Origin of the sequence: Aquimarina sp. U1-2 (assembly GCF_017897595.1) — a bacterium.
Taxonomy (GTDB): Bacteria; Bacteroidota; Bacteroidia; order Flavobacteriales; family Flavobacteriaceae; genus Aquimarina.
Window position 1 is genome coordinate 143,402 of sequence record NZ_JAGKIK010000006.1, and the last position, 23,384, is coordinate 166,785.

Here is a 23,384-nt window from a genome sequence, read left to right on the forward strand (position 1 = left end):
TGTAACCGTTTGTATTATTAATTTTTGATACTTCCTACGTTCAGTTATCTTCAAGGAATTGAATATTTCGTTGTAAACCGGAAAATTTTGTTCTTTTTACAGCAGACTTCTGAAAAATTTCTGAAAACACTTCTTTTGTAATTTCTTGCCATTCTTTTTTAGACATTTTCAAAAGTTGTGGCTTCGGATTAAAAAGAGGCTCATTATGTGGCTTCGAAAATCGATTCCAAGGGCATACATCCTGGCATATATCACAGCCAAACATCCAGTTCTCAAACTGTCCTTTAAAGCTTGTTGGTAATTCTTCTTTAAGTTCTATAGTGAAATACGAAATGCACTTACTTCCATCTACCACATATGGCTCAACGATCGCCTGGGTAGGACATGCATCAATACATGCAGTACATGTACCACAATGATCGGTAACGGGGGTGTCATACTCGAGATCCAAATCTACGATTAACTCTGCTATAAAATAAAACGAACCCACTTGTTGCGTAAGCAGGTTACTATTTTTACCTATCCATCCTAATCCGCTTTTTGCTGCCCAAGCTTTATCCAGTACCGGAGCTGAATCTACAAATGCCCGACCATGAACATCTCCGATTTCATTTTGTATAAAATACAATAATTCTTTAAGTTTACTTTTGATCACCCAGTGATAATCGGTACCATACGCATATTTTGAAATTTTTGGAGCGTCGGGATCTTCCTGGGTCTGTTCTGGATAATAATTAAGCAGTAAAGAAATCACACTTTTAGACCCCTCGACAAGCTTTGTAGGATCCAAACGTTTATCGAAATGATTTTCCATATAGTTCATTTCGCCGTGCATATTTTGTGTAAGCCAATTTTCTAATCGTGGTGCTTCTTCTTCAAGAAACGCTGCTTTGCTGATACCACACGATAAGAAACCAAGTCTTTTGGCTTCAGCTTTAATTTGTTGCGCATGTGTCGTTTTGGGTATCATACCAGTAAATAGCCCTTATCTTTTTTCAAATACCAATCGAGACGCTGCCGGTTTTAAAGTAATTAAAGGTTTAATTTCAATTTCTTTGGAAACTGCAGTTATTTTATAGTTTCTAACCAATTCACTAATCGCCAGAATCATTTCGTACATCGCAAAGTTATTACCAATGCACATTCTCGGACCGGCACCAAACGGAAAATAAATGTCTGCGTATGCTTTCTTATCTTTTTCTGGATGAAACCGATCAGGATTAAATTGTAATGGATTTTCCCATAAGTCTAGATGCCTATGTATTTCAAAAAATGAAATCAGGATTGTTGTTCCTTTTTTCAACGTAAAATCATTGTACTTGTCATTTTGAATAGCAACTCTATCTGAAAAATAAACGGGTGGGTACAAACGCATAGATTCTTCTATACATTGTTTGGTATATGTATACGCTGCTACTTCTTCTAGGGGTGTAGCGTTAACAACCTTAGGATTTGCAACTTCTTGATATACTTTTTCTTGTAGTTCTAGATGATTTGCTAATAATAATAAAGTAAATGTTAACGCATTCGATGTAGTTTCATGCCCTGCAGTAAATAGAATTAAGATTTCATCAATTAATTGCTCGTTATCCATTGCACTTCCATCTTCATAACGTGCTTCTAGTAGCATATCTAGCAAATCGTGATGGCGTTTGTTTGAATTTTTGCGATCATCAATAATGGTATTCAAAAGATCCCGAGCCTCTTGCGTTAATCGATGAGTGCGTCTTATTTTCCCGTTAAGATGAAACCACCAACGTTTATAAGGCTGTCTAATTTCTTTAATCAGAAATTGTTGAGCCGCTTGTGTAATATGCTGAAGACGTGCAATGGTATTATGAGTATCGGTGTAACTAAATAAAGATTTAGCCACTACTTTAAAAGCCAGATCGCTCATTAGAGGATAGACATCAAAGGGTTGCCCGAGTTGAACTTTACACGACTCTTCTACGATAACATTTTTGATCGTTTGAACGAGATCTTCTAGCTTTTTTTTATGAAAAGCAGGCTGAATAAGTCTTCGCTGTTTTAACCATTTATCTCCTTCTGCCGTTAATAATCCTTCACCGATGTACTTGGCTAAATCTTCTGTTTGCAGTGAGGATTTTTGATAATTTCTATGATTTTTCTGAAGTGTATGTTTAGCAAGACCTGCATCTCGAGTAAAAACGACACTATTGCCAAAACCTAATTCTACCCTAAAAAGATCTCCATGCCTTCTAAAGTTTTTATGATGAAAAGGAAGTGGATTTTTAAGAATACGATTTGCATTCTTAAGTACTTCAAAAAAAGACACGGTGGGGATGGTAGTACTCATAGTATTGCTATTTGAGAAATTTTAGATAAGTCAAAATAATCCTCCTTGTATTCCTCCTTTAATTCGACCCAAATGCTTATATGCTGCCTCGGTAACCTCTCTACCTCTGGGAGTACGCATGATAAATCCTTGCTGTATTAAAAAAGGTTCGTAAACTTCTTCTATGGTTTCTGCGCTTTCACTTACAGCTGTGGCCAGAGTTGTAATACCTACAGGACCACCTTTAAATTTATCAATCAAAGTAGTGAGAATTTTATTATCCATTTCATCAAGACCGTGAGCATCTACATTAAGGGCTTTTAATGCAAATTTAGAGATTTCGATATCTATCTTCCCGTTTCCTTTGATTTGAGCAAAATCGCGCACCCTTCGCAACAATGCATTAGCAATACGTGGGGTGCCCCTACTTCTACCGGCAATTTCTATGGCGGCCTCCATAGAGATTGGCACTTTTAAGATATATGCGCTTCGTTGTACTATAGTTGCTAGCAATTCTGTCGTATAATATTGTAATCGTGATTGTATCCCGAATCGCGCTCTCATAGGAGCGGTTAATAAGCCTGAACGGGTTGTAGCTCCAATTAAAGTAAATGAACTCAGGTTAATTTGAACAGTTCGTGCATTGGGTCCGCTTTCTATCATGATGTCAATTTTATAATCTTCCATAGCAGAGTATAAATACTCTTCTACTATCGGACTTAATCTATGAATTTCATCAATAAAAAGAACGTCTCTCTCTTCTAGATTTGTAAGTAATCCAGCCAAATCGCCTGGTTTATCTAACACAGGGCCCGATGTAACTTTAATACTTACTCCCAATTCGTTTGCTAAAATATGTGCTAGAGTAGTTTTACCCAATCCGGGCGGACCGTGAAAAAGGGTATGATCTAATGCATCTTCACGTAAATTGGCGGCTTGCACAAAGATCTTTAAATTTTCTAACACTTGATCCTGCCCTGCAAAATCTTCAAAATTGAGAGGCCTTAACGCTCTCTCGACATCAAGATCTTCGTTAGAAAAATTATCGTTTGTTGGATTTAGATTTTCATTCATAAATATGAAATACTATTACATCTGTTTTAATACCACTTTCACTTTAACATTGCTCAAATAAGAATTGAGATTGAAGATTGTACATCAAATTTCATATGTTTTAAACAAAGATACTAGAAAAAGAAAAAGCCTTTTCATAAAAACGAAAAGGCTTTTGATATTTTAAAAGAGTCTTTAATGATGTAATTCTTCTTCACCTTCTTGAAGAGGAGTAATCTGTGAAACAAAATCTTGCCCTGCAATTACATACTCACCATTTTCTTTGGTTTTACTATAGTCATAGGGCCATCTATATACATTAGGTATTGCACCTGGCCAATTTCCATGGATGTGTTCAACAGGTGTAGTCCATTCTAAAGTGTTAGACTTCCAGGGATTTTGAACAGCTTTTTTACCATAGAACATAGAAACCACAAAATTATACAAGAATACCAATTGTGCTGCTGCTGTTATTAATGCGAATACCGTGATTAATACATTAGTATCTGCCAAATCATCAAAATATGGAAAATTAGAATTCGTATAGTAACGACGTGGTAATCCAGCCATACCAATAAAATGCATAGGGAAGAAAACCCCATAGGCTCCTATTGCGGTAACCCAGAAATGCACATAGCCAAGATTCTTATTCATCATTTTACCAAACATTTTTGGAAACCAGTGATACACCCCGGCAAATAAACCATATAATGCTGAAATACCCATCACCAAATGGAAATGCGCTACTACGAAGTACGTATCATGTACATTAATGTCTAAGGTACTATCACCAAGAATTATTCCTGTTAGTCCACCAGTTATGAAAGTAGATACTAATCCTATCGAAAACAACATTGCAGGGTTAAGCTGTAAGTTACCCTTCCATAGCGTTGTGATATAATTAAAAGCTTTTACAGCTGAAGGAATCGCAATTAGAAGTGTTGTAAATGTAAATACAGATCCTAAAAATGGATTCATTCCAGAAACAAACATATGGTGTCCCCAAACGATTGTAGAAAGAAAAGCAATGGCTAAAATTGATGCTACCATAGCCCGATAACCAAATATAGGTTTACGCGCGTTTGTCGCAATAATTTCAGAGGTAATTCCTAATGCCGGTAATAATACGATGTATACTTCCGGATGTCCCAAAAACCAAAATAAGTGTTCGAACAGTACAGGAGATCCACCCTGGTTATGTAATACTTCACCCTGAATATAAATATCACTCAGATAAAATGAAGTACCAAAACTTCTATCCATTATCAATAAAAGAGCCGCAGATAACAAAACAGGAAATGATACAATACCTATAATTGCCGTAACAAAAAACGCCCAAATAGTTAGTGGCATTCTTGTCATCGACATTCCTTTGGTACGTAAATTAATTACCGTTACTACATAATTTAATGAACCAAGCAATGAAGATGCTATAAATATTGCCATAGAAACCAACCACAATGTCATACCCGTCCCCGAACCACCAATAGCCTGGGGTAGCGCACTTAATGGAGGATATATGGTCCATCCTGCAGATGCAGGACCTGCTTCGGCAAACAGCGACAATACCATGATCACACTACTAATAAAGAATAACCAATATGAGACCATGTTCAAAAACCCTGAAGCCATATCTCGTGCGCCTATTTGTAACGGAATAAGTAAATTACTAAATGTACCACTAAGACCGGCGGTAAGCACGAAAAATACCATTATGGTACCATGAATCGTCACTAGCGCCAAATAAATACTAGGATCCATTACTCCATCTTCACCAAACTTACCCAAGAATATTTCGTATACTGTAAATTTATGATCTGGCCATGCCAATTGCATTCTAAAAAGTAATGACATAGCAATACCAATAATACCCATAATCAGACCAGTAATCAAGTACTGTTTTGAAATCATTTTATGATCCTGACTAAAGATATACTTAGTAATAAACGTCTCCTTATGGTGATGGCCATGGTCATCGTGAGCATGATCATCTACGTGTGCTATTGCTGACATATCGCTATTTTTTTAGTAAATATTAATCTTTCTTTTTCTTTTTCTTCTTCTTTAATTGCTAGCCTGTGCAGATAATTGTTCGCTAAATGTCTGTTGCGTCTTTAACCATTCTTGGTATTCTTCTTCAGACTCAACGATAATTTTCATCTGCATATTATAGTGAGAGGCTCCACAAATCTTATTACATAACAAATAATAATCAAACTCGTAGGTCTCTAAAGCTTCGTCTCCTGCCGCTACAAGAGCCTTACTCTTTTCTTTTCTGATTTTATTAATCGTAGCCACCTTTTCTATCATAAACTCACTGTTTCTCATTTCTTCAGTGGTTTTGGTAGGTGTATATGCGAATTCAGTAATCATACCAGGTACGACATTCATCTGAGCTCTAAAGAAAGGCATGTATGCCGAGTGCAACACGTCTTGTGATCTCATTTTAAATATTACCTTTCGATTTACAGGCAAATGCAGCTCATTAGTGACTTTGTCATCTTTTGAATAGCCATCTGATGCATCGATTCCTAATGTATTAATACCTTCTATAAAACGTACGTTAGCTTTTCCTAATACATTATCTTCACCAGAATAACGTGCTCTCCAGTCAAATTGATAAGCGTATAATTCGATAATTAATGGATCACCTTCTTCTTCATCTATATTCATGATATCGGTCCAGGTGAATAATCCATAGATGATCAATCCTGCCAACACAATAACTGGTATGATTGTCCAAATAAATTCTAATTTATCATTATCAGCAAAGAATAAAGCCTTGTTTCCTTTTTTTCCTCGGTATTTGTAGGCAAAATAATGTAACAATCCTTGTGTAATAATCTGTACAAACATAATCAAGACCATAGAAATGAACATTAACTGATCATAATCTACACCATGTTCTGAAGCAGATTCTGGCAAGAAAAAGCTATGATATTGAACAAAACAAAATATAGTTAATAAGTAAATGAATATTACAAATCCAAGCATCAGCTTACCTTGCATATTATTATCCTTATCATTAGCTACTTGAGAATCATCTGCATTTTTGAGCTGTGACAATTTCAAAATCTTTGACATTTGCCATAATGTGATTCCAAAAAGTGCTATAATTACTATGGTTAAAAATACAGTCATTTTTATCTATCTTCTTTTTTACAATTCAATTTTTTAATAATGAAAGTGTTTACTTTCTTCTATAAAAGGATTTCCTTTAGCGAGTAAAGGAGCTTTGGTAAGTGCTCTAAACACGATGAACAAAAACAATCCTAAAAATAGTAAAACCGCACTTATTTCGCTAATACCAATTGACCAAGAGGCACCAACTGTAGCAGGCATTACCATATTATAAACATCAATATAATGACCACAAAGAATCACTACTCCAGCCATCACTACAAACCAATTTACTCTTTTAAAATCACTATTCATTAATACTAATAGTGGAAATATAAAGTTCATCACAAGCATTCCGAAGAAAGGTAACTTATAATCTTCTATTCGGGTGATGAAATATGTCACCTCTTCAGGAATATTAGAATACCATATTAACATAAACTGAGAGAACCATAAATACGTCCAAAAAATACTAATCCCGAACATGAATTTAGCCAAATCGTGAATATGGCTATCATTTACGAAATCCAAATAGCCTCTAGATTTAAGATAAATAGTCATTAATGCAATAGTAGTGATACCTGAGACAAATAAACTAGCAAAGACATACCACCCAAATAAGGTACTGAACCAATGTGGATCAAAACTCATGATCCAGTCCCAGGACATCATTGATTCGGTATATATAAAGAACACTAAAAAACCTGCGGCTATTTTAAAACTTTTCTTATACCACTTATTCCCTTGAGGCTCATCGTCTTGTTTTCTAGAATACTTAATTGCAAAATGTCTATATAAGAACCAACCCGCTAGAAATATAGCAGCTCTAATAATAAACCCAGTACCATTTAACCATCCTGATTTGCCTTGGATTAACTTATCGTGTGCTACTACTTCAGGATCTGCCCATACAAATAAGTGATTTACATGAAATCCCGATAAAGCCAATATGACAAAAAGAATGATTCCGCCCGGAACTAAATAGGCTGTAATGGCTTCCATCACTCGAAATAAAACCGGTGACCATCCTGCTTGTGCCGCAAACTGAATCGCATAAAAAGCTAATACCCCTAAAGCAATCATAAAAAAGAAAAATGCTGCCACATATAAAGATGCCCAGGGTTTATTTTGCAATTGATGTAAGATATGCAGGTAGTGGTCATCTCCACTATGTTTATCTTTATCCAGGTCATGCTCTGCATGTACTGTATTACCGCTATATGTTTCTGTGGTTTCATGACCATGATCTCCTCCATGAGCATCGTGCGCTGCCATCATTTCTTTTACATCTTCTATAGATCCCGGACTACTTGCAAAGCCAATTATAAGACCTACAAGACCCACAACCATAAAAATGATAGAAAATAATCTTAATCTATTGGATAGCGTATACATATCTTTATTATATCGTTGTTTCTTAACTTTTTAACTATGCACTTACTGTGCGTTATTTTGACTGTTGGTTGCTTGATATTCTTCTTCCTCTGGTCTTTGATTAACAGCAGGGATCAAGCTAGCCTGTGTATCACTTTCGGGATCTATTCTTGGTGTTTTTCCTTCGAGTTCTGCTTTCAATTTTTGTACATATTGTACAATCTGCCAGCGTTCATGTTCGCTTGTTTGAGATGCATAAGATCCCATAGAATTAATTCCGTAATACATTACGTGATATATACTTCCTTCAGTAATTGCTCTTCCTGCATCATCATAACTAGGCACACCCAGTATTTTTTCACGTTCTACCAAATACCCTTTTCCCTTTCCATTATCTCCGTGACAGATAGCGCAATATATGGTATATAGTTGCATTCCTGCCGCTTCATTCTCCTGTGTATACCTAATCGGATTTTTAAGCGAATCTTTAGCAAGTTGATATCCTTCATTGGAGTTTTCAAAATCATAAGGCATCCAACCTCTAGGAATTGACCCTTCTACAGGTAATTTAGCCTCTTGTTCGTTTTCAAAAATAGGATATTCTCCATAGGTTTCATAACCCACAGATTCATACATGTTGGGCATGTATTGATAGTTGGGTTTCGAATCTTTTTGACAAGACACCATACTAATCACAATGGCTAAAAAGGCTAATATTTTTATAGTATTCTTCATTATTACTAATGGTTATCTTCTTGCTTATCAATTATTTTAATTTCTACCGCTCCAGTATCTCCTAAGAAATTCGAGAGTTTTTCAACATCATGATTACCGGCATCAACTTCCATCAAAAAGTGGTCATCTGTAGTCCTTACATCAGGATTTTCGGCTTTTTTGAATGGCCACAATCTACTTCTCATATAGAAAGTAATCACCATAAGGTGTGCAGCAAAAAATACAGTAAGTTCGAACATAATAGGAACAAAAGCCGGCATATTTTCTATGTAACTGAAGCTGGGTTTCCCACCTATATCCTGTGGCCAGTCTTCTATCATAATATAGTTCATCATTAATATCGCAACGGTTAACCCTACACAACCGTAAAGAAACGATGTTATGGCCAAACGTGTATGAGGCATACCCATGGCTTTATCTAAACCGTGAACGGGAAATGGGCAAAACACCTCTTCTATATGATAATGTTCTGATCGAACTTTTTTTACTGCGTCCATAAGGACATCATCATCTGTATATAATGCATGTATAACTTTTGATGCCATACTTTCTAATTATTTTTAAGTTTTTCGGCCTGTCCTGCCCAGTCATCGCGCTGTGCTCTTCCTGGGAAAGATCCTGTAATATTATCTAGTAAATCATATTCGCGCTCTGTCATTCTACTTACCTGATCAAACGTAAAGATTCCTATTTCGTTTAATTTTTTCTCCATAACAGGACCTATACCGTTTACTTTTTTCAGATCATCGGCAGTTTGAGTAGCAGGATCAAAGGTTCCTAAATTTTCGAGTAAGTCATCTAGCTGCTCGCTGGTTGCGGTAATTACATTTGTAGTTTTTACATCCTTTTCTATAGTATCAGACGAAACTTTAACTCCAGCTTTTGGAAGTTGGTCTCTATGATCAATGCCCGCTTCTCTAAGTTTTTTATACTTTTCACCAGAAGACTTCAAAATGGTTTTTACCTCGGCCTGTGCAATTACCGGGAACGTTCGAGCATATAATAAAAATAGCACGAAAAAGAAACCAATAGTACCTATAAAAATCCCAATGTCTACAAAAGTTGGAGAGAACATCGTCCATGAAGATGGTAAGTAATCCCTATGTAATGAGGTAACAATGATAACAAAACGCTCAAACCACATTCCAATATTTACTACAATAGAGATGATAAAAGAGAACATGATACTTCTTCTTAATTTTGGAAACCACATAAATTGCGGAGAGAATACATTACAGCTCATCATCGCCCAATATGCCCACCAATAGGGACCCGTTGCTCTATTTAAAAATGCGTATTGTTCATATTCTACCCCAGAATACCATGCGATAAAAAGCTCGGTAATATAGGCAACCCCCACAATAGAACCTGTGATCATGATTACAATGTTCATTAATTCTATATGTTGGATCGTAATATAATTTTCGAGGTTAGAAACTTTCCTCATAATAATAAGCAATGTATTTACCATAGCAAATCCAGAGAAAATAGCACCTGCCACAAAATAAGGTGGGAAAATCGTGGTATGCCAACCAGGAATTACCGATGTCGCAAAGTCAAAAGATACGATAGTATGTACAGAAAGTACAAGTGGTGTAGCCAAACCTGCTAAAACCAGAGATACCTCTTCGAAACGCTGCCAATCTTTTGCTCTACCGCTCCAACCAAATGACAAAATACCATATATCTTTTTATTGAAAGGTGTAATAGCCCTATCTCTTATCATAGCAAAATCAGGTAACAAACCAGTCCACCAAAATACTAAGGATACAGAAAGATAAGTAGATATCGCAAATACATCCCAAAGTAAAGGAGAATTAAAGTTAACCCAAAGAGATCCAAACTGATTGGGTATAGGGAGCACCCAATAGGCTAACCAGGGACGCCCCATGTGAATAATAGGAAACAATCCCGCCTGGATAACCGAAAAGATAGTCATCGCCTCGGCAGATCGGTTAATCGCCATTCTCCACTTTTGGCGAAATAGTAATAATACAGCAGATATAAGTGTTCCTGCGTGTCCTATACCTACCCACCATACAAAGTTGGTAATATCCCAGGCCCAACCTACTGTTTTATTTAATCCCCAGGTACCTATACCCGTAGAAACTGTATATGTAATACAGCCTATTCCCCATAGAAAAGCAATAAGCGCGATAGAAAAAACAATCCACCATGATTTATTGGCTTTACCTTCAACCGGTGCAGCCACATCGATAGTTACATCGTGATATGTTTTATCCCCGGTTACTAAAGGTTTTCTAATAGGTGCTTCGTAATGAGACATAATCCTTTATATATTGAATTAATTCTTTATTTAGTTAATTAGGCTTCTGTAGTATTTCTTACTTTGGTTTGATACATTACATTGGGTTTTGTACCTACGTGCTCAAGTAAGTGATACATACGGTTATCTTCTTTAAGTTGTGCTACTTCACTGTCTTTATCATTAATATCTCCAAATACTATTGCACCCGAAGAACATGCAGAAGAACAAGCCGTTTTAAATTCGCCGTCTTTAATCACTCTACCTTCTCGCTTGGCATCCAAAATAGTCTTTTGAGTCATTTGAATACACATCGAACATTTTTCCATAACCCCTCTTGAACGCACTGTAACGTCAGGATTAATTACCATTCTGCCCAAATCATTATTCATATGGTAGTCGAACTCGTCATTATTATTGTATAAGAACCAGTTGAATCTACGAACTTTGTACGGACAGTTGTTTGCGCAGTATCTTGTTCCTACGCAACGATTGTATGCCATGTGATTTTGTCCCTGTCTACTGTGTGAAGAGGCTGCAACTGGGCATACTGTCTCACAAGGCGCATGATTACAATGCTGGCACATAACAGGCTGGAAGACAACTTGTGGATTATCAGCCGGAGTTTCCATTTTACCGAATTCTGATAATGAACTTCCTAATCCTGAAATATTATCTTTTTTATTATTGTCTGATTCAAAACTATCTTGTGAAGAATAGTAACGGTCGATACGCAACCAATGCATATCGCGCGATCTACGTATTTCAGTCTTACCTACTACCGGTACATTATTTTCTGCATGGCAGGCAATTACACAAGCGCCACACCCTGTACAAGCATTTAAATCTATAGAAAGATTGAAATGATGCCCTACAGAGCGATCAAATCCTTCCCAAAGATCTACTTCTGGAGAAGTAACTTCATATTCAATATGATTTTTACTTACTTCGGGAACTGCATTCCATTCGTGTTTATCTTTGGTATTAAAGATTTCTAATGTAGTCTCTTTTACGATATCACCACGACCCATTAATGTATTGTGCAACTGCACACAAGCAAATTCATGAACCCCTTCTACTGCAGCTACTGAAACATTTTGAATTGCGTTAAAGTTCTGATATAAAGGATAGGCATTCACACCTACAATCATTTCTTCTTTAAGGCCTTTTGATTTACCATATCCTAATGCTAAACCTACTGAACCTTTGGCCTGACCCGGTTGTATGATTACAGGAACTACTACTTCTTTATCACCTACCGTTACTTTAGCATAACTTCCATTTAACGCTCCGTTAGCTACATTTTCATTCATCAATCCTAAGACCTCTGCATCTGCTGCAGAAACAGTTAAATAATTGTCCCAGGATGTTCTAGTGATAGGATCTGGCATTTCTTGCAACCAGGGATTACTAGCTTGCTGCCCATCGCCTAAAGAGACTTTGGTATATAAACTTAATTCTAATCCATTTGTTTTTGCGATAGAAAGTCTTCTCGCTGCAGCTCCTACATTGGGTCTCACTACCGTATTTATAGCCGCAGGCTCTGCACTAGTAGCATCACCTTCTGGCGCTTCTATAGTTTCTTCTAATTCTTGTTTTGGAAATACAGGTTTCACTAACACTCCATCATGTAATGCCTGATTCCAAGAAGTCCCTCCTAGAACACTTGTCCATGTATTTTCTATATAATCATGATATGATGATGAATTATTCGTCCACTTTAATAAGGTTTCTTGAAACTGACGTGTATCAAATAGTGGTCTGATCGTGGGTTGCATCAAGCTATAACTTCCTTTTTTCAACTCTACATCTCCCCAGGATTCTAAGTAATGAGGTGTAGTCGCAACATATTGACATAAAGCCGAAGTTTCATCATCATGCATACTAAAAGCAACAGAAACTCCTGAACCGTTTATTTTGTCTAAGCCTGTTTTAAACTCTTCAGCATTTGGCAAAGAATACATAGGGTTTACACCTGCAATTAACAAACCACCAATGCGACCAGCATTCATATCTTTTACAAGTTGAGCAACAGCTTTGGCGTCTCCTTGTCTAATCATTCGAGGCGTGTCCTCGTTGAAGGCCTTACTTCTAATAGCTTTATTTATAGCAAGTACTACGAGTTGAGCATCTACATCCTGAATACCAGAAACAACTACCGCGTTACTACCTGCTTTTCTAATATGCTCTGAAGCTTTAATTACTTTTGCATCCAAATCTGCACCTAAAGAACTTTTAGATCCAGAACCGGTTACATATGCATACAAGGCCGCAAGTACTTGTTTCTGTTCTGATGGAGTAATTGCAATTCTGGTATCAGCATTAGCTCCGGTAAGGGACATATTAGATTCAAACTGTATATGCTTAGACATCTTTCCGTTTTTCGGAATACGTCCTTTTGCATAACCACTATCATAACCTCCACCTTGCCAATCTCCCAAAAAGTCTGCTCCTACACTTACAATAGTATTTACCTTAGAAAAATCGTAATCGGCTAAAGCTCGCTCTCCGTACATTTTCTCGTATGCATCTAACGCTTCGCTTTGTGAAACTGCATCATAAACAACGTGAGCTACATTTGAATACTTAGCTTTAAATTCATTAATCAATTTTGATGTAGAAGGGCTTGCAAATGTTTGCGTAAGTACTACTATTTTTTTCCCTCCTAGAGATCTGAGTTTTGCACCTACTTCTTTATCTAAGTCTTTCCAACTAATATCTTCGCCAGCTTTTTTCGGTCCTTGAAGACGAGAATTATCATACAAAGACAACACAGAAGCATGTACTCTTGCATTCGCATGACCATTAGAAGTAGCAAGATTATTGTTCTCTATCTTTATAGGCCTGCCCTCTCTTGTTCTAATTAGAACACTTGCAAAATCAAAACCATCAGCAATTGTAGTTGCGTAATAGTTTGCAACCCCAGGAATTATTCTTTCTGGCTGCACTACGTAAGGAATAGATTTTTTTACAGGTCCTTCACATGCAGCCAATGTGGCTGCTGCGGTACTAAAACCTACATATTTAAGAAAATCACGTCTGGAGGTTGAAGAACTCTCTAGCGATGATTTATTCCCTAAAAACTCATCTGTTGGAATTTCCTGAACAAATTCGTTTTGTTGTAGCGTCTCAACAATAGAGCTGTTATCGTTTAGCTCTTCAACACTTTTCCAGTATTTCTTGTTTGATGACATATATAATTGATATTAGCTTCTTACTAGTTTCCGAAATCGGATAATTGTTATTAATAGTGGCACTTACCACATTCTAAACCACCCATTTGAGCAGCAGTTAACTGGTCGACGCCGTATTTCTTTGAAAGTTCTTTATGAATTTTTTCATAATATTCATTACCAGCAACCTTGATATTTGTCTCTCTATGACAATTGATACACCATCCCATGGTTAGCGGAGCGTGTTGATACATAATTTCCATCTCTTCTACAGGACCATGACAGGTTTGACATGCTACTCCAGCCACACTAACATGTTGAGAATGGTTGAAATAAGCAAAGTCAGGTAAGTTATGAATTCGAACCCATTTTACTGGTTCTGTTTCTCCTGTATAGGACTGTGTATTTTGATCCCAACCTACTGCCTTATACAATTTTTGAATTTCACCATCGTAGAATTCTTTTGAATATTCTTCAGTCGCTGTTGATTCAGCAACCTCAGCAATAGCTTTATGACAGTTCATACAAACGTTTAAAGACGGTATCCCAGAATGTTTTGAAACTCTGGCAGAAGAGTGACAGTATTTACATTCTATTTTATTCGCTCCTGCGTGAATTTTGTGAGAGTAATGTATAGGTTGAATAGGAGCATATCCCTGATCAATACCAACCTGCATAAAATAACCATATACAAAATATCCACTGGCTAATAACAGCAATATCACTGTTACCAGTACCAAAAATTGATTCTGAACAAAAGCCTTCCAGATAGGCGTTCTAGGTTCTGGCTCTGGCAATACCACGTTATTAGCTGCTGCAAAACTTCTTAGTGTTTTATTCACTAAGAAAAGTACAACCATGAGCATCAAGAATACAAGTGCTAGTACTACTAAGATAACATCAATAGAAACACCACTACCTGAAGCACTTCCACCATCACCAGTTGTAGTAGTGGCTGCCGTTGCAGGAGGATCTGCTTTTGGCACCATCACATATGCCAATATATTATCAATATCGGTATTGGACAGCTGTGGAAAAGCATTCATAGCTGTTTTGTTATACTCTTCATAGATAGCCACTGCTCGAGGATCACCAGAGGCAATCATTGCTGCACTATTTTTTATCCAAGAATATAACCACTCTCTCTCATATTTATCTGCTACCCCAAATAATGCCGGACCAACAGCTCTTTTATAACGTTTATGACAAGCCGCGCAAAGTGATTTGAACAACTCTTCTCCTTTCGCAACATCTCCTCCAGATGAAGCCTCTTCTGCTACAGCAACCTCAGTTGTCGCTTCTTCCTGTCCAAAAACAGGAGTAAGTAGCGTAAATAAAAAAACAGTTCCTAGAAATAGGATTTTGAAGGCTGAATTTCGGTATTGAACCTGTTTCATATGATTACGTAGAATTATCGTCTTAACTTTGGTATGGTTTTTTCTATTTTTGTGAACTAAAAACATAAAAACCGACACTTTTAATTCGACAGCAAAAGTACTATAATAAGTCGATTTTAGAAATGCTACAGAAGCGTTAACAGGTAATTTATAATAATTCTAAATAATAATTTTTGATAATTTTGAGTTATTAAACTTTACCTTTACACCAAATTAATTTGTAATGAGAATGTTAAACATTAAATCTCTTATTTTTAGTACTATTTTTTACGCAACCGGCATTTTTTTTGTGGCTGCACAGAGTCCTTCAAATTCTTCTGATACATTACTTGACGGAAGCAATTTTACACCAATAACATACACCAAACAACCCGAGGCCTTTGTAACCGTTAATCAAGACCCTAGAATTAAAATATTGCTTAATCTGAAATCCAAGATGGATAAAGAGGGAGAATTTAGTGACCGCTATAAAATTCAACTCTATTATGGCAATTTGAAACAGGCTAATGAGATTATGACATCGTCTAAAGAGGCTTTTCCTCAATGGGATGCTACCATAAGATGGGAAACCCCTAATTACAAAGTCTGGATTGGAAATTACCGTACAAGACTAGAAGCAGATAGAGCTCTTAAAGAAATACATACGAAATTTCCCAGCGCTTTTATTTTCAAACCTGAATAACAAAACTGATTACATCATTTCTGGTTCAACGATTATTACGTCAATTTCAACTTTTCCTTATTGCTTCACTTGAGTTGTATTGTTAATCTATTAATTTTTAGAAATCTTGTTTTGTTTCAGTCATCTTATGCAAGGTTGAAGGATTATTTTTAGGTTCATGAGTCAAGTCTCAACTTCGCTCAACCACACTGTAGTACTATAATATCTTGTCTCGATAGGCAGCTAACTACTGACCTCTAATTCTTTAAATCAGTTCACCATTAATCCAAAAAAAGCCATGAAAATCAAGGCTTTTTTTGGATTGTGAAAAATTCTCACTATAGTTTTTTCTTAACAGCTACTTCTTGATAAGCTTCTACGATATCTCCTTCTTTAACGTCATTATAATTTTTGATTTGCAGACCACAATCATAACCTTTACTTACTTCCTTTACATCGTCTTTAAATCGCTTTAGAGAAGCTAATTCTCCTGTATAAACTACTACACCTTCTCTTATCAAACGAATTCCAGAATTTCTGAAAATCTTACCGGTTTGCACCATACATCCTGCTATTGTTCCTACTTTAGAAATCTTAAACGTTTCTCTAATTTCTGCAGTACCTGTAATCTCTTCTTTCATTTCTGGAGAAAGCATCCCCTCCATAGCATCTTTGAGATCATTAATAGCATCATAGATGATTGAGTATGTTCTGATGTCTATTTCTTCTTTATCAGCAACTTGTCTTGCGTTACCCGCAGGTCTAACATTAAATCCAATAATAATTGCATCAGATGCAGAAGCTAGTAAAACATCGCTTTCTGTAATGGCTCCAACAGCCTTATGAATAATATTAACATGTATCTCTTCTGTCGATAATTTTTGGAATGAGTCTGTTAACGCTTCTACAGAACCATCAACATCTCCTTTGAGAATAATATTTAATTCTTTAAAATCTCCTAAAGCAATTCTTCTACCGATCTCATCTAGCGTAATATGTCGTTGTGTACGAACAGACTGTTCTCTATGTAATTGTGCACGTTTGGATGCTATATCCTTGGCTTCACGCTCGTCTTCTAGCACATTAAACTTATCTCCTGCTTGAGGCGCCCCATCTAATCCCAGAATGGAAACTGGCGTCGACGGACCTGCTTCTTTTACGTCTTTTCCACGTTCGTCTTGCATTGCCTTTATCTTACCGCTATTTTTACCAGCCAGCACATAGTCTCCAATACGTAATGTCCCCGCTTGCACTAAGATAGTAGATACATATCCCCGACCTTTATCCAAAAAAGCCTCGACTACGGTACCCGTGGCTAAACGATCAGGGTTTGCCTTGAGCTCGAGGATTTCAGCTTCTAATAACACTTTTTCAAGTAATTCTTTCACCCCGGTTCCAGTTTTTGCGGATATATCATGAGACTGAATTTTTCCTCCCCAATCTTCTACAAGTAAATTCATAGAAGCTAACTTTTCCTTAATTTTTTCAGGATTTGCTTCTGGCCTATCTACTTTATTGATTGCAAATACAATAGGTACCCCTGCTGCTTGCGCATGACTAATGGCTTCTTTAGTTTGTGGCATTACATCATCATCTGCTGCGATAACAATTATCGCTAAATCTGTAACCTGAGCACCACGCGCTCGCATTGCGGTAAAGGCTTCGTGACCCGGTGTATCCAGAAATGCGATTTTTTGACCGCTATCTAGCTGTACTCCGTATGCGCCAATATGCTGAGTAATACCACCACTCTCTCCGGCAATAACATTTTCTTCTCTTATATAGTCAAGTAACGAAGTTTTACCATGATCTACATGACCCATTACAGTTACGATAGGCGCTCTAGAGACCATGTCTTCTGGATCATCGATAACCTCTTCTATAGATTCTTCGATATCTGCAGTAACAAAATTAACTTCGTATCCAAATTCTTCAGCTACGATAGATAATGTTTCTGCATCTAAACGCTGATTCATGGTTACCATGATGCCCAAAGACATACACGCAGATATTACCTCGGTTGTAGAAACACTCATCATTGTAGCTACTTCAGAAACTGTAACAAACTCTGTAACCTTAAGTACTTTACTTTCCTGTTCTTGCTGTGCTACATCATCTTCTGCTTTTTGACGGTGTTGATCTCTTTTATCCCTACGGTATTTGGCTGCTTTAGACTTGTTAGATTTACCCTGTAATTTCTCTAAAGTCTCTCTAACTTGTTTTTGTACTTCTTCTTCGCTTGGTTCTTCTTTTACGATAGGAGGTCTTTTTCCTTTTGCCGGTCCACGACCTCGACCACCTTGACCACGGTTTCCGCCCCCTGGTCTTCCGCCTCCGCCTTGAACTCCGCCGCTATCTTTACTAATTCTTCTGCGACGTTTCTTAGCATCAGTTCCTGCACCTGTCTTTTTATCAGACTTGTCGTCCTTCTTTTTTGACGGTTTTTTAAACTGTGTTAGATCTATTTTTTGACCAGTAAAGTTAGGGCCATCTAATTTCTTGTATTGTGTTTTTACGGTATCTGTTTCTGTAGCATCTTCTACCTTGGTAGCTTTTGGTTCTTCTTTTTTGGAAACAGTTTCAACCGGCTTTTCATGTTTTTCTTCCCTTGGAGGGGCTGGTTTGGTAATTTTGATTCCCTTTTTGACCGGTCGATTAGATATTGTCTCGGGTTGTTTATCTTTTACCACCTCTTTTTTAGCAGTCGCATCGATTTTTTCTTCGGGCTGTGATGCTTTTTCTGCTTTTTTCCTATTTAGCTCTATTTTTCCTACCTGCTTAGGACCACTTAATTGAGCTTTGGCTTTTACGACTTCACGAGCTTCGGCTTGCTTACGCTTCTCTTCCTGTTCATGCTCGATCTGCACACGTAGCGCTTCTTTCTCCTTTCTTTTCTCTTCTCCAACCTCTTTTGAAGCTACTTTTTTACTCTTGTCTGTTTGAAATTCATCGTACAGGAGCTGATAAATATCTTCAGAAATTTTTGTGGTAGGACGTGCATCAATATCATGACCTTTTGAACTCAAAAAGTCAACAGCCCGATCTAGCGAGATATTGAATTCACGTAATACCTTATTTAATCTCATTGTTTTTGCTTCAGCCATAAATGCCTTTTATTTTATGCTCAAATATAATTTAATTGAGTTTATTAATCCTCAAATTCTGATTTTAATATTTTGATTACTTCGCTTACAGTTTCTTCCTCTAAATCTGTTCTTTTTACCAAATCATCCAGATCTTGCTCTAAAATACTTTTGGCAGTATCTAATCCTATTTTAGAAAACTCCTCGATTATCCAAGAATCGATTTCATCTGTAAATTCAGTAAGTTCTACATCTTCTTCTACTCCTTCTCTAAACACATCTATCTCATAGCCAGTTAATTGACCGGCTAATCTAATATTATGACCTCCCCGACCTATTGCTTTTGACACTTCTTCAGGTCTCAACATTACTTCGGCACGACCACCCTCTTCATCCATCTTTATCGAGGTTACTTTTGCAGGACTTAGCGCTCTTGTAATATATAATTGTAAGTTATTGGTGTAATTGATTACATCAATATTTTCATTCCCTAATTCTCTTACGATACCATGTATACGCGAACCTTTCATCCCGACACAAGCTCCCACAGGATCAATTCTATCATCATAAGAATCTACTGCCACTTTTGCTTTTTCTCCCGGGATTCTAACCACCTTTTTAACGGTAATCAGCCCATCGAAGACTTCTGGTATTTCAGATTCGAACAATTTTTCTAAAAATAGAGGTGATGTTCTAGACATGATGATGGCAGGTTTATTCCCTTTAAGCTCAACAGATTCGATAACCCCTCTAACATTCTCTCCTTTACGAAAAAAATCTGAAGGGATCTGTCTGTCTTTTGGTAAAATAATCTCGTTTCCTTCATCATCCAACATAATGATTGCTCTATGCCTGATATGATGAACCTCTGCTGTGTAAATTTCTCCTTCTAATTCTTTAAATTGTTTATATATATTGGTGTTATCGTGCTCGTGAATCTTGGAAATCAGATTTTGACGCAGTGCTAAAATGGATCGTCTTCCCAGATCAATAAGTTTTACTTCTTCAGAAACATCTTCACCCACTTCAAAATCAGGCTCAATCTTGCGGGCGGCTGTTAATGAAATTTCCTGGTTGTCGTCCTCAACTTCACCATCTGCGACTACAACACGGTTTCTCCAAATTTCTAAATCCCCTTTATCGGGATTTATAATGATATCGAAATTATCATCACTACCAAATTTCTTTTTAAGAGCATTTCTAAATACATCTTCTAAGATAGACATCAACGTCACCCGATCTATAAACTTATCATCCTTAAATTCTGAAAATGATTCTATTAATGCGATATTTTCCATATCAATTTTGAATTAAAATGTTATCATAACTTTTGCTTCCACAATATTTTTATATGCAATTACAGCCTCTTTTGTGACTGTCACTTTACCTTTTCCAATGGGTTTGGGCTCTCTAGCCTTCCAGATTAAGGTAATATCTGTATCGGTGGCTGAAATTAATTCTCCTTCGATTGTTTCTTCGCCAGCTTTTACCTTAAGTTTCCTACCCGTATTTTTTTTATATTGACGAATATGCTTTAGACCTTCTGAAACTCCTGCAGACATTACTTGCAGCGAAAAGTCTTCTTCTTCTCTGTCCAAATTATGCTCAATAGCCCTACTTATAGCTATACAATCTTCAACCTTAACCCCCTGATCTCCGTCTATAATAACCTCGATACTATGATCTGGACTAATTTTATAATCAATTAAAAACAGAGAAGGATGCTGCTGCAGTGCTTCTTGTAACAATTTTTGAGCCTTATCTTTTAATGACATAAATAGATAAAAAGAGGGGACTTTTTGTCCCCTCCATCTGGTTTTTTAATTTCAACGGTGCAAAGATAGTAATAATATCTTTTATTAAAAAATATCGATCGTTAGGATTTTAACAAGCTATACATAAAATTGAATTTTAAAACACCTCTCGCTCTATTTCCCAATCTTTGTTCATTCCTTCAAAGATTGGAATTTGGATTTTTCTTATCTTTAAATAAGATACTTCGGCATAAGTTTTTGAGTTATAGAAACGAAAACAATACTTTCTTTTATAGTTTAAATTTGCTAGTAATAATTTTACTATCATTACGTTATTCATTATCTAACCCCTAAAATATATCCAATGAAATCGAAATTTATTTTTCCTTTATTATTTACGGTTCTTGTTTGTGGAACATTTTCTTGTTCTTCTGAAGATGATACTTCTGGAGATGATCCGAGCGCGACCAAGTCTTGCTTTGAAATTGTAAATCAAACCGACTATTCGGTTGGATTAGGAATTGCATTTGATTCCGGATGCTCTGCAAACGCAATCAGTTATTCTTGGGATTTTGGAGATGGAAACTTCTCTTCAGAAGAAAATCCATCTCATTCGTATCGCGAAGAAGGAACTTATGTCATTATACTTACCGTAAAAGATGAACTTCAAAATGAATATACTGCTCGAGAAACGATTACTATCGGACCCTCAAAATTTATTGAACATGCCGGGTATATTGATGACGATCAAATTTGGGAAAAAGGGCAACATCTTATTCGTGCCAATGTTACTATCAGGCATGGTTCGCTAACTATACAACCGGGTGCAGAAATTTTTGTCAATGCTGAGGAATCACTGATCATTGGACATAGAGATACTAATAAAGAGGGAGGAGCCCTTCTTACCGCTATTGGCACCAAGGAAGAGCCCATTCAATTTAAACCTGCTTCTGGAATAGAACAACCAGGAGAGTGGGGAAATATTATTTTTATGAATGAAGCTTCAGATGCTTCTATTTTGAAATATTGCAAGATAATGCATGGAGGTAAAGCCGATTCTTTTACCTATCCCGGTGTGAGTACATTTTTCAATTCGCATGGTTTTATTGATATTAATGAATCCAAAGTGGCGATAGAAGACTGTGAAATTCTGGGTGCTATCAATTGGGGAATACGAGTAACAGATAGAGCCAGATTCTCCTCTTTTACAAATAACAAAATAGATCAATTTAAGGAGTATCCACTTCATCTAGATATTGGTGCAGTACATACGATTGGTGAGGGAAATGATTTGGGAACTTCAGGAAAAGCTATAATCGTAACAAATAATTATATTGATAAAGAGGATCCAGATATTTTGTGGAGAAATATGGGGCTTCCCTATTGGTTTTCTTATGGAGGTGCGAGAATTTCTCTTTCGGGTAATTCAGGAGTCCTAAAAGTTACCATCGAACCGGGAACCACGTTGGCTTTTTTAAAAAATACTGACTTTTCATGTGGTGTTGATTGTACATTAATTGCAGAAGGTACTCCAGATAACCCCATAATTTTTACAAGCCAGGAAGAAGTAAAAGAGCCTGGACAATGGGGAGCCCTTAGAATAGGTGCTAATGATAGGGTTAAAAATTGTATTATAGAATATGGAGGTGTAGCAAGTACCACAGCAGCTGCCGTATATCTGTCTAGCGGGACAAATACTTTTTCTGATAATATTATTCGAGAATCTGAACGTGAAGGATTAAATATTGCTACAAACTACGAAACTAGCTTGTCTACAACTTTATTAGAAAACAATAAAATAATGAATTGTAAAGGATATGGTATTTCTGTATATAGTTATCATGCGCACTTAGTACCACTTTCAAATACGTTGGAGAATACACTTGGTTTTCATGTCTCAGATCAAGGAATACGAGGAGAAGTTACATGGCCAGTGAGACCTGATCCTTACATAGTTCGGAGTTTAATTATTAGAGATAATTCTTCGGTTAAGGCAAAACTTACCTTACCACCGGGAACCCGTATAGAATTTCCGTTTTATGGTTATATTGAGGTAGGATATAGTCTCAATTCGGCAGGTGTATTGATCGCTGAAGGAACTCCAGAAAATCCAATAGTGTTTACCAAGGCATCTTTTGCAACTTCTGAAGGGTTAGGCAATTGGGGAAGCATTCGATTTGGAGATAATGAAGGCGTCGAACCCTCTAAAATTACTAATTGTATTATAGAATACGGAGGGAACAACAAATTCAGTTCTAATTCTGATGCTATGGTAGTTTTTGGTTTTAGAACAGATCGACCTATGGCGAATCCCCCTGTATTTCAAAATAATACGATTAAAAATTCTGAAACTTTTGGAGTTTATGTGACCAATGATATCTATGATGTTTCCAATAATACGTTTGAAAATAATACCTTAGGTGATATAGATATCAAAAAATAATACATTATATCCCTATTCTTACAAACAAA

At 36.6% G+C, this 23,384-nt stretch carries 16 protein-coding genes; 2 read left to right on the top strand and 14 right to left on the bottom strand.

What is annotated here, in order from left to right:
* Positions 1-40: 40 nt before the first annotated feature.
* The 11 genes from queG to J8281_RS10065 all read right to left on the bottom strand — a co-directional run bounded on the left by queG (position 41) and on the right by J8281_RS10065 (position 15,414).
* On the bottom strand, positions 41-970 hold the full coding sequence (queG, locus tag J8281_RS10015) for a tRNA epoxyqueuosine(34) reductase QueG (RefSeq protein ID WP_210197478.1): 930 nt from the start codon (positions 968-970) through the stop codon (positions 41-43).
* Positions 971-985: 15 nt separating this feature from the next.
* Complete coding sequence (locus J8281_RS10020; protein WP_210197479.1) at positions 986-2,317, bottom strand: cytochrome P450; 1,332 nt, start codon at positions 2,315-2,317, stop codon at positions 986-988.
* A gap of 30 nt (positions 2,318-2,347) precedes the next feature.
* Positions 2,348-3,370, bottom strand: coding sequence for a Holliday junction branch migration DNA helicase RuvB (ruvB, locus tag J8281_RS10025; protein ID WP_210197480.1), 1,023 nt, complete (start codon positions 3,368-3,370; stop codon positions 2,348-2,350).
* Between the two features lie 174 nt (positions 3,371-3,544).
* Complete coding sequence (locus J8281_RS10030; RefSeq protein ID WP_210197481.1) at positions 3,545-5,362, bottom strand: cbb3-type cytochrome c oxidase subunit I; 1,818 nt, start codon at positions 5,360-5,362, stop codon at positions 3,545-3,547.
* Between the two features lie 51 nt (positions 5,363-5,413).
* A complete protein-coding gene (locus J8281_RS10035) occupies positions 5,414-6,490 on the bottom strand; it encodes a cytochrome c oxidase subunit II (RefSeq protein ID WP_210197482.1) in 1,077 nt (358 codons plus the stop codon).
* 33 nt (positions 6,491-6,523) lie between these two features.
* Positions 6,524-7,864, bottom strand: a complete 1,341-nt coding sequence (locus tag J8281_RS10040) for a quinol:cytochrome C oxidoreductase (RefSeq protein ID WP_210197483.1) — start codon at positions 7,862-7,864, stop codon at positions 6,524-6,526.
* Positions 7,865-7,906: 42 nt separating this feature from the next.
* Positions 7,907-8,578, bottom strand: coding sequence for a cytochrome c (locus J8281_RS10045; RefSeq protein WP_210197484.1), 672 nt, complete (start codon positions 8,576-8,578; stop codon positions 7,907-7,909).
* A 5-nt stretch (positions 8,579-8,583) separates the two neighbouring features.
* Positions 8,584-9,123: a DUF3341 domain-containing protein gene (locus J8281_RS10050; protein WP_210197485.1), complete on the bottom strand. Its 540-nt coding sequence runs from the start codon at positions 9,121-9,123 to the stop codon at positions 8,584-8,586.
* Positions 9,124-9,128: 5 nt separating this feature from the next.
* Complete coding sequence (gene nrfD, locus J8281_RS10055) at positions 9,129-10,868, bottom strand: NrfD/PsrC family molybdoenzyme membrane anchor subunit (RefSeq protein WP_210197587.1); 1,740 nt, start codon at positions 10,866-10,868, stop codon at positions 9,129-9,131.
* Between the two features lie 35 nt (positions 10,869-10,903).
* Positions 10,904-14,038, bottom strand: coding sequence for a TAT-variant-translocated molybdopterin oxidoreductase (locus tag J8281_RS10060; RefSeq protein ID WP_210197486.1), 3,135 nt, complete (start codon positions 14,036-14,038; stop codon positions 10,904-10,906).
* A 50-nt stretch (positions 14,039-14,088) separates the two neighbouring features.
* Positions 14,089-15,414, bottom strand: coding sequence for a c-type cytochrome (locus J8281_RS10065; protein ID WP_210197487.1), 1,326 nt, complete (start codon positions 15,412-15,414; stop codon positions 14,089-14,091).
* Between the two features lie 223 nt (positions 15,415-15,637).
* On the opposite strand from J8281_RS10065, the gene J8281_RS10070 reads away from it, so the two are divergent.
* Positions 15,638-16,096: an SPOR domain-containing protein gene (locus J8281_RS10070; protein ID WP_246849068.1), complete on the top strand. Its 459-nt coding sequence runs from the start codon at positions 15,638-15,640 to the stop codon at positions 16,094-16,096.
* 317 nt (positions 16,097-16,413) lie between these two features.
* On the opposite strand, the gene infB is transcribed toward J8281_RS10070, so the two are convergent.
* From infB to rimP, 3 genes are read right to left on the bottom strand one after another with little or no spacing between them, the layout of a single operon-like run.
* Positions 16,414-19,179: a translation initiation factor IF-2 gene (gene infB / locus J8281_RS10075; RefSeq protein WP_210197488.1), complete on the bottom strand. Its 2,766-nt coding sequence runs from the start codon at positions 19,177-19,179 to the stop codon at positions 16,414-16,416.
* Between the two features lie 44 nt (positions 19,180-19,223).
* Entirely contained in the window at positions 19,224-20,456 is a 1,233-nt protein-coding gene (nusA, locus tag J8281_RS10080) for a transcription termination factor NusA (RefSeq protein WP_210197489.1), read from the bottom strand.
* A 12-nt stretch (positions 20,457-20,468) separates the two neighbouring features.
* A complete protein-coding gene (gene rimP / locus J8281_RS10085) occupies positions 20,469-20,933 on the bottom strand; it encodes a ribosome assembly cofactor RimP (RefSeq protein WP_210197490.1) in 465 nt (154 codons plus the stop codon).
* Between the two features lie 343 nt (positions 20,934-21,276).
* Here rimP and J8281_RS19835 point away from each other — a divergent pair, with 343 nt between their 5' ends.
* Entirely contained in the window at positions 21,277-23,355 is a 2,079-nt protein-coding gene (locus J8281_RS19835) for a PKD domain-containing protein (RefSeq protein WP_210197491.1), read from the top strand.
* Positions 23,356-23,384 lie beyond the last annotated feature (29 nt).

Coding starts and splice junctions, on each gene's coding strand:
- infB (WP_210197488.1), bottom strand. CDS start 19,179: ATGGCTGAAGCAAAAACAATGAGATTAAATAAGGTATTACGTGAATTC.
- J8281_RS10045 (WP_210197484.1), bottom strand. CDS start 8,578: ATGAAGAATACTATAAAAATATTAGCCTTTTTAGCCATTGTGATTAGT.
- J8281_RS10020 (WP_210197479.1), bottom strand. CDS start 2,317: ATGAGTACTACCATCCCCACCGTGTCTTTTTTTGAAGTACTTAAGAAT.
- queG (WP_210197478.1), bottom strand. CDS start 970: ATGATACCCAAAACGACACATGCGCAACAAATTAAAGCTGAAGCCAAA.
- rimP (WP_210197490.1), bottom strand. CDS start 20,933: ATGTCATTAAAAGATAAGGCTCAAAAATTGTTACAAGAAGCACTGCAG.
- ruvB (WP_210197480.1), bottom strand. CDS start 3,370: ATGAATGAAAATCTAAATCCAACAAACGATAATTTTTCTAACGAAGAT.
- J8281_RS10030 (WP_210197481.1), bottom strand. CDS start 5,362: ATGTCAGCAATAGCACACGTAGATGATCATGCTCACGATGACCATGGC.
- J8281_RS10040 (WP_210197483.1), bottom strand. CDS start 7,864: ATGTATACGCTATCCAATAGATTAAGATTATTTTCTATCATTTTTATG.
- J8281_RS10050 (WP_210197485.1), bottom strand. CDS start 9,123: ATGGCATCAAAAGTTATACATGCATTATATACAGATGATGATGTCCTT.
- J8281_RS10070 (WP_246849068.1), top strand. CDS start 15,638: ATGAGAATGTTAAACATTAAATCTCTTATTTTTAGTACTATTTTTTAC.
- J8281_RS10065 (WP_210197487.1), bottom strand. CDS start 15,414: ATGAAACAGGTTCAATACCGAAATTCAGCCTTCAAAATCCTATTTCTA.
- J8281_RS19835 (WP_210197491.1), top strand. CDS start 21,277: ATGAAATCGAAATTTATTTTTCCTTTATTATTTACGGTTCTTGTTTGT.
- J8281_RS10060 (WP_210197486.1), bottom strand. CDS start 14,038: ATGTCATCAAACAAGAAATACTGGAAAAGTGTTGAAGAGCTAAACGAT.
- nusA (WP_210197489.1), bottom strand. CDS start 20,456: ATGGAAAATATCGCATTAATAGAATCATTTTCAGAATTTAAGGATGAT.
- J8281_RS10035 (WP_210197482.1), bottom strand. CDS start 6,490: ATGACTGTATTTTTAACCATAGTAATTATAGCACTTTTTGGAATCACA.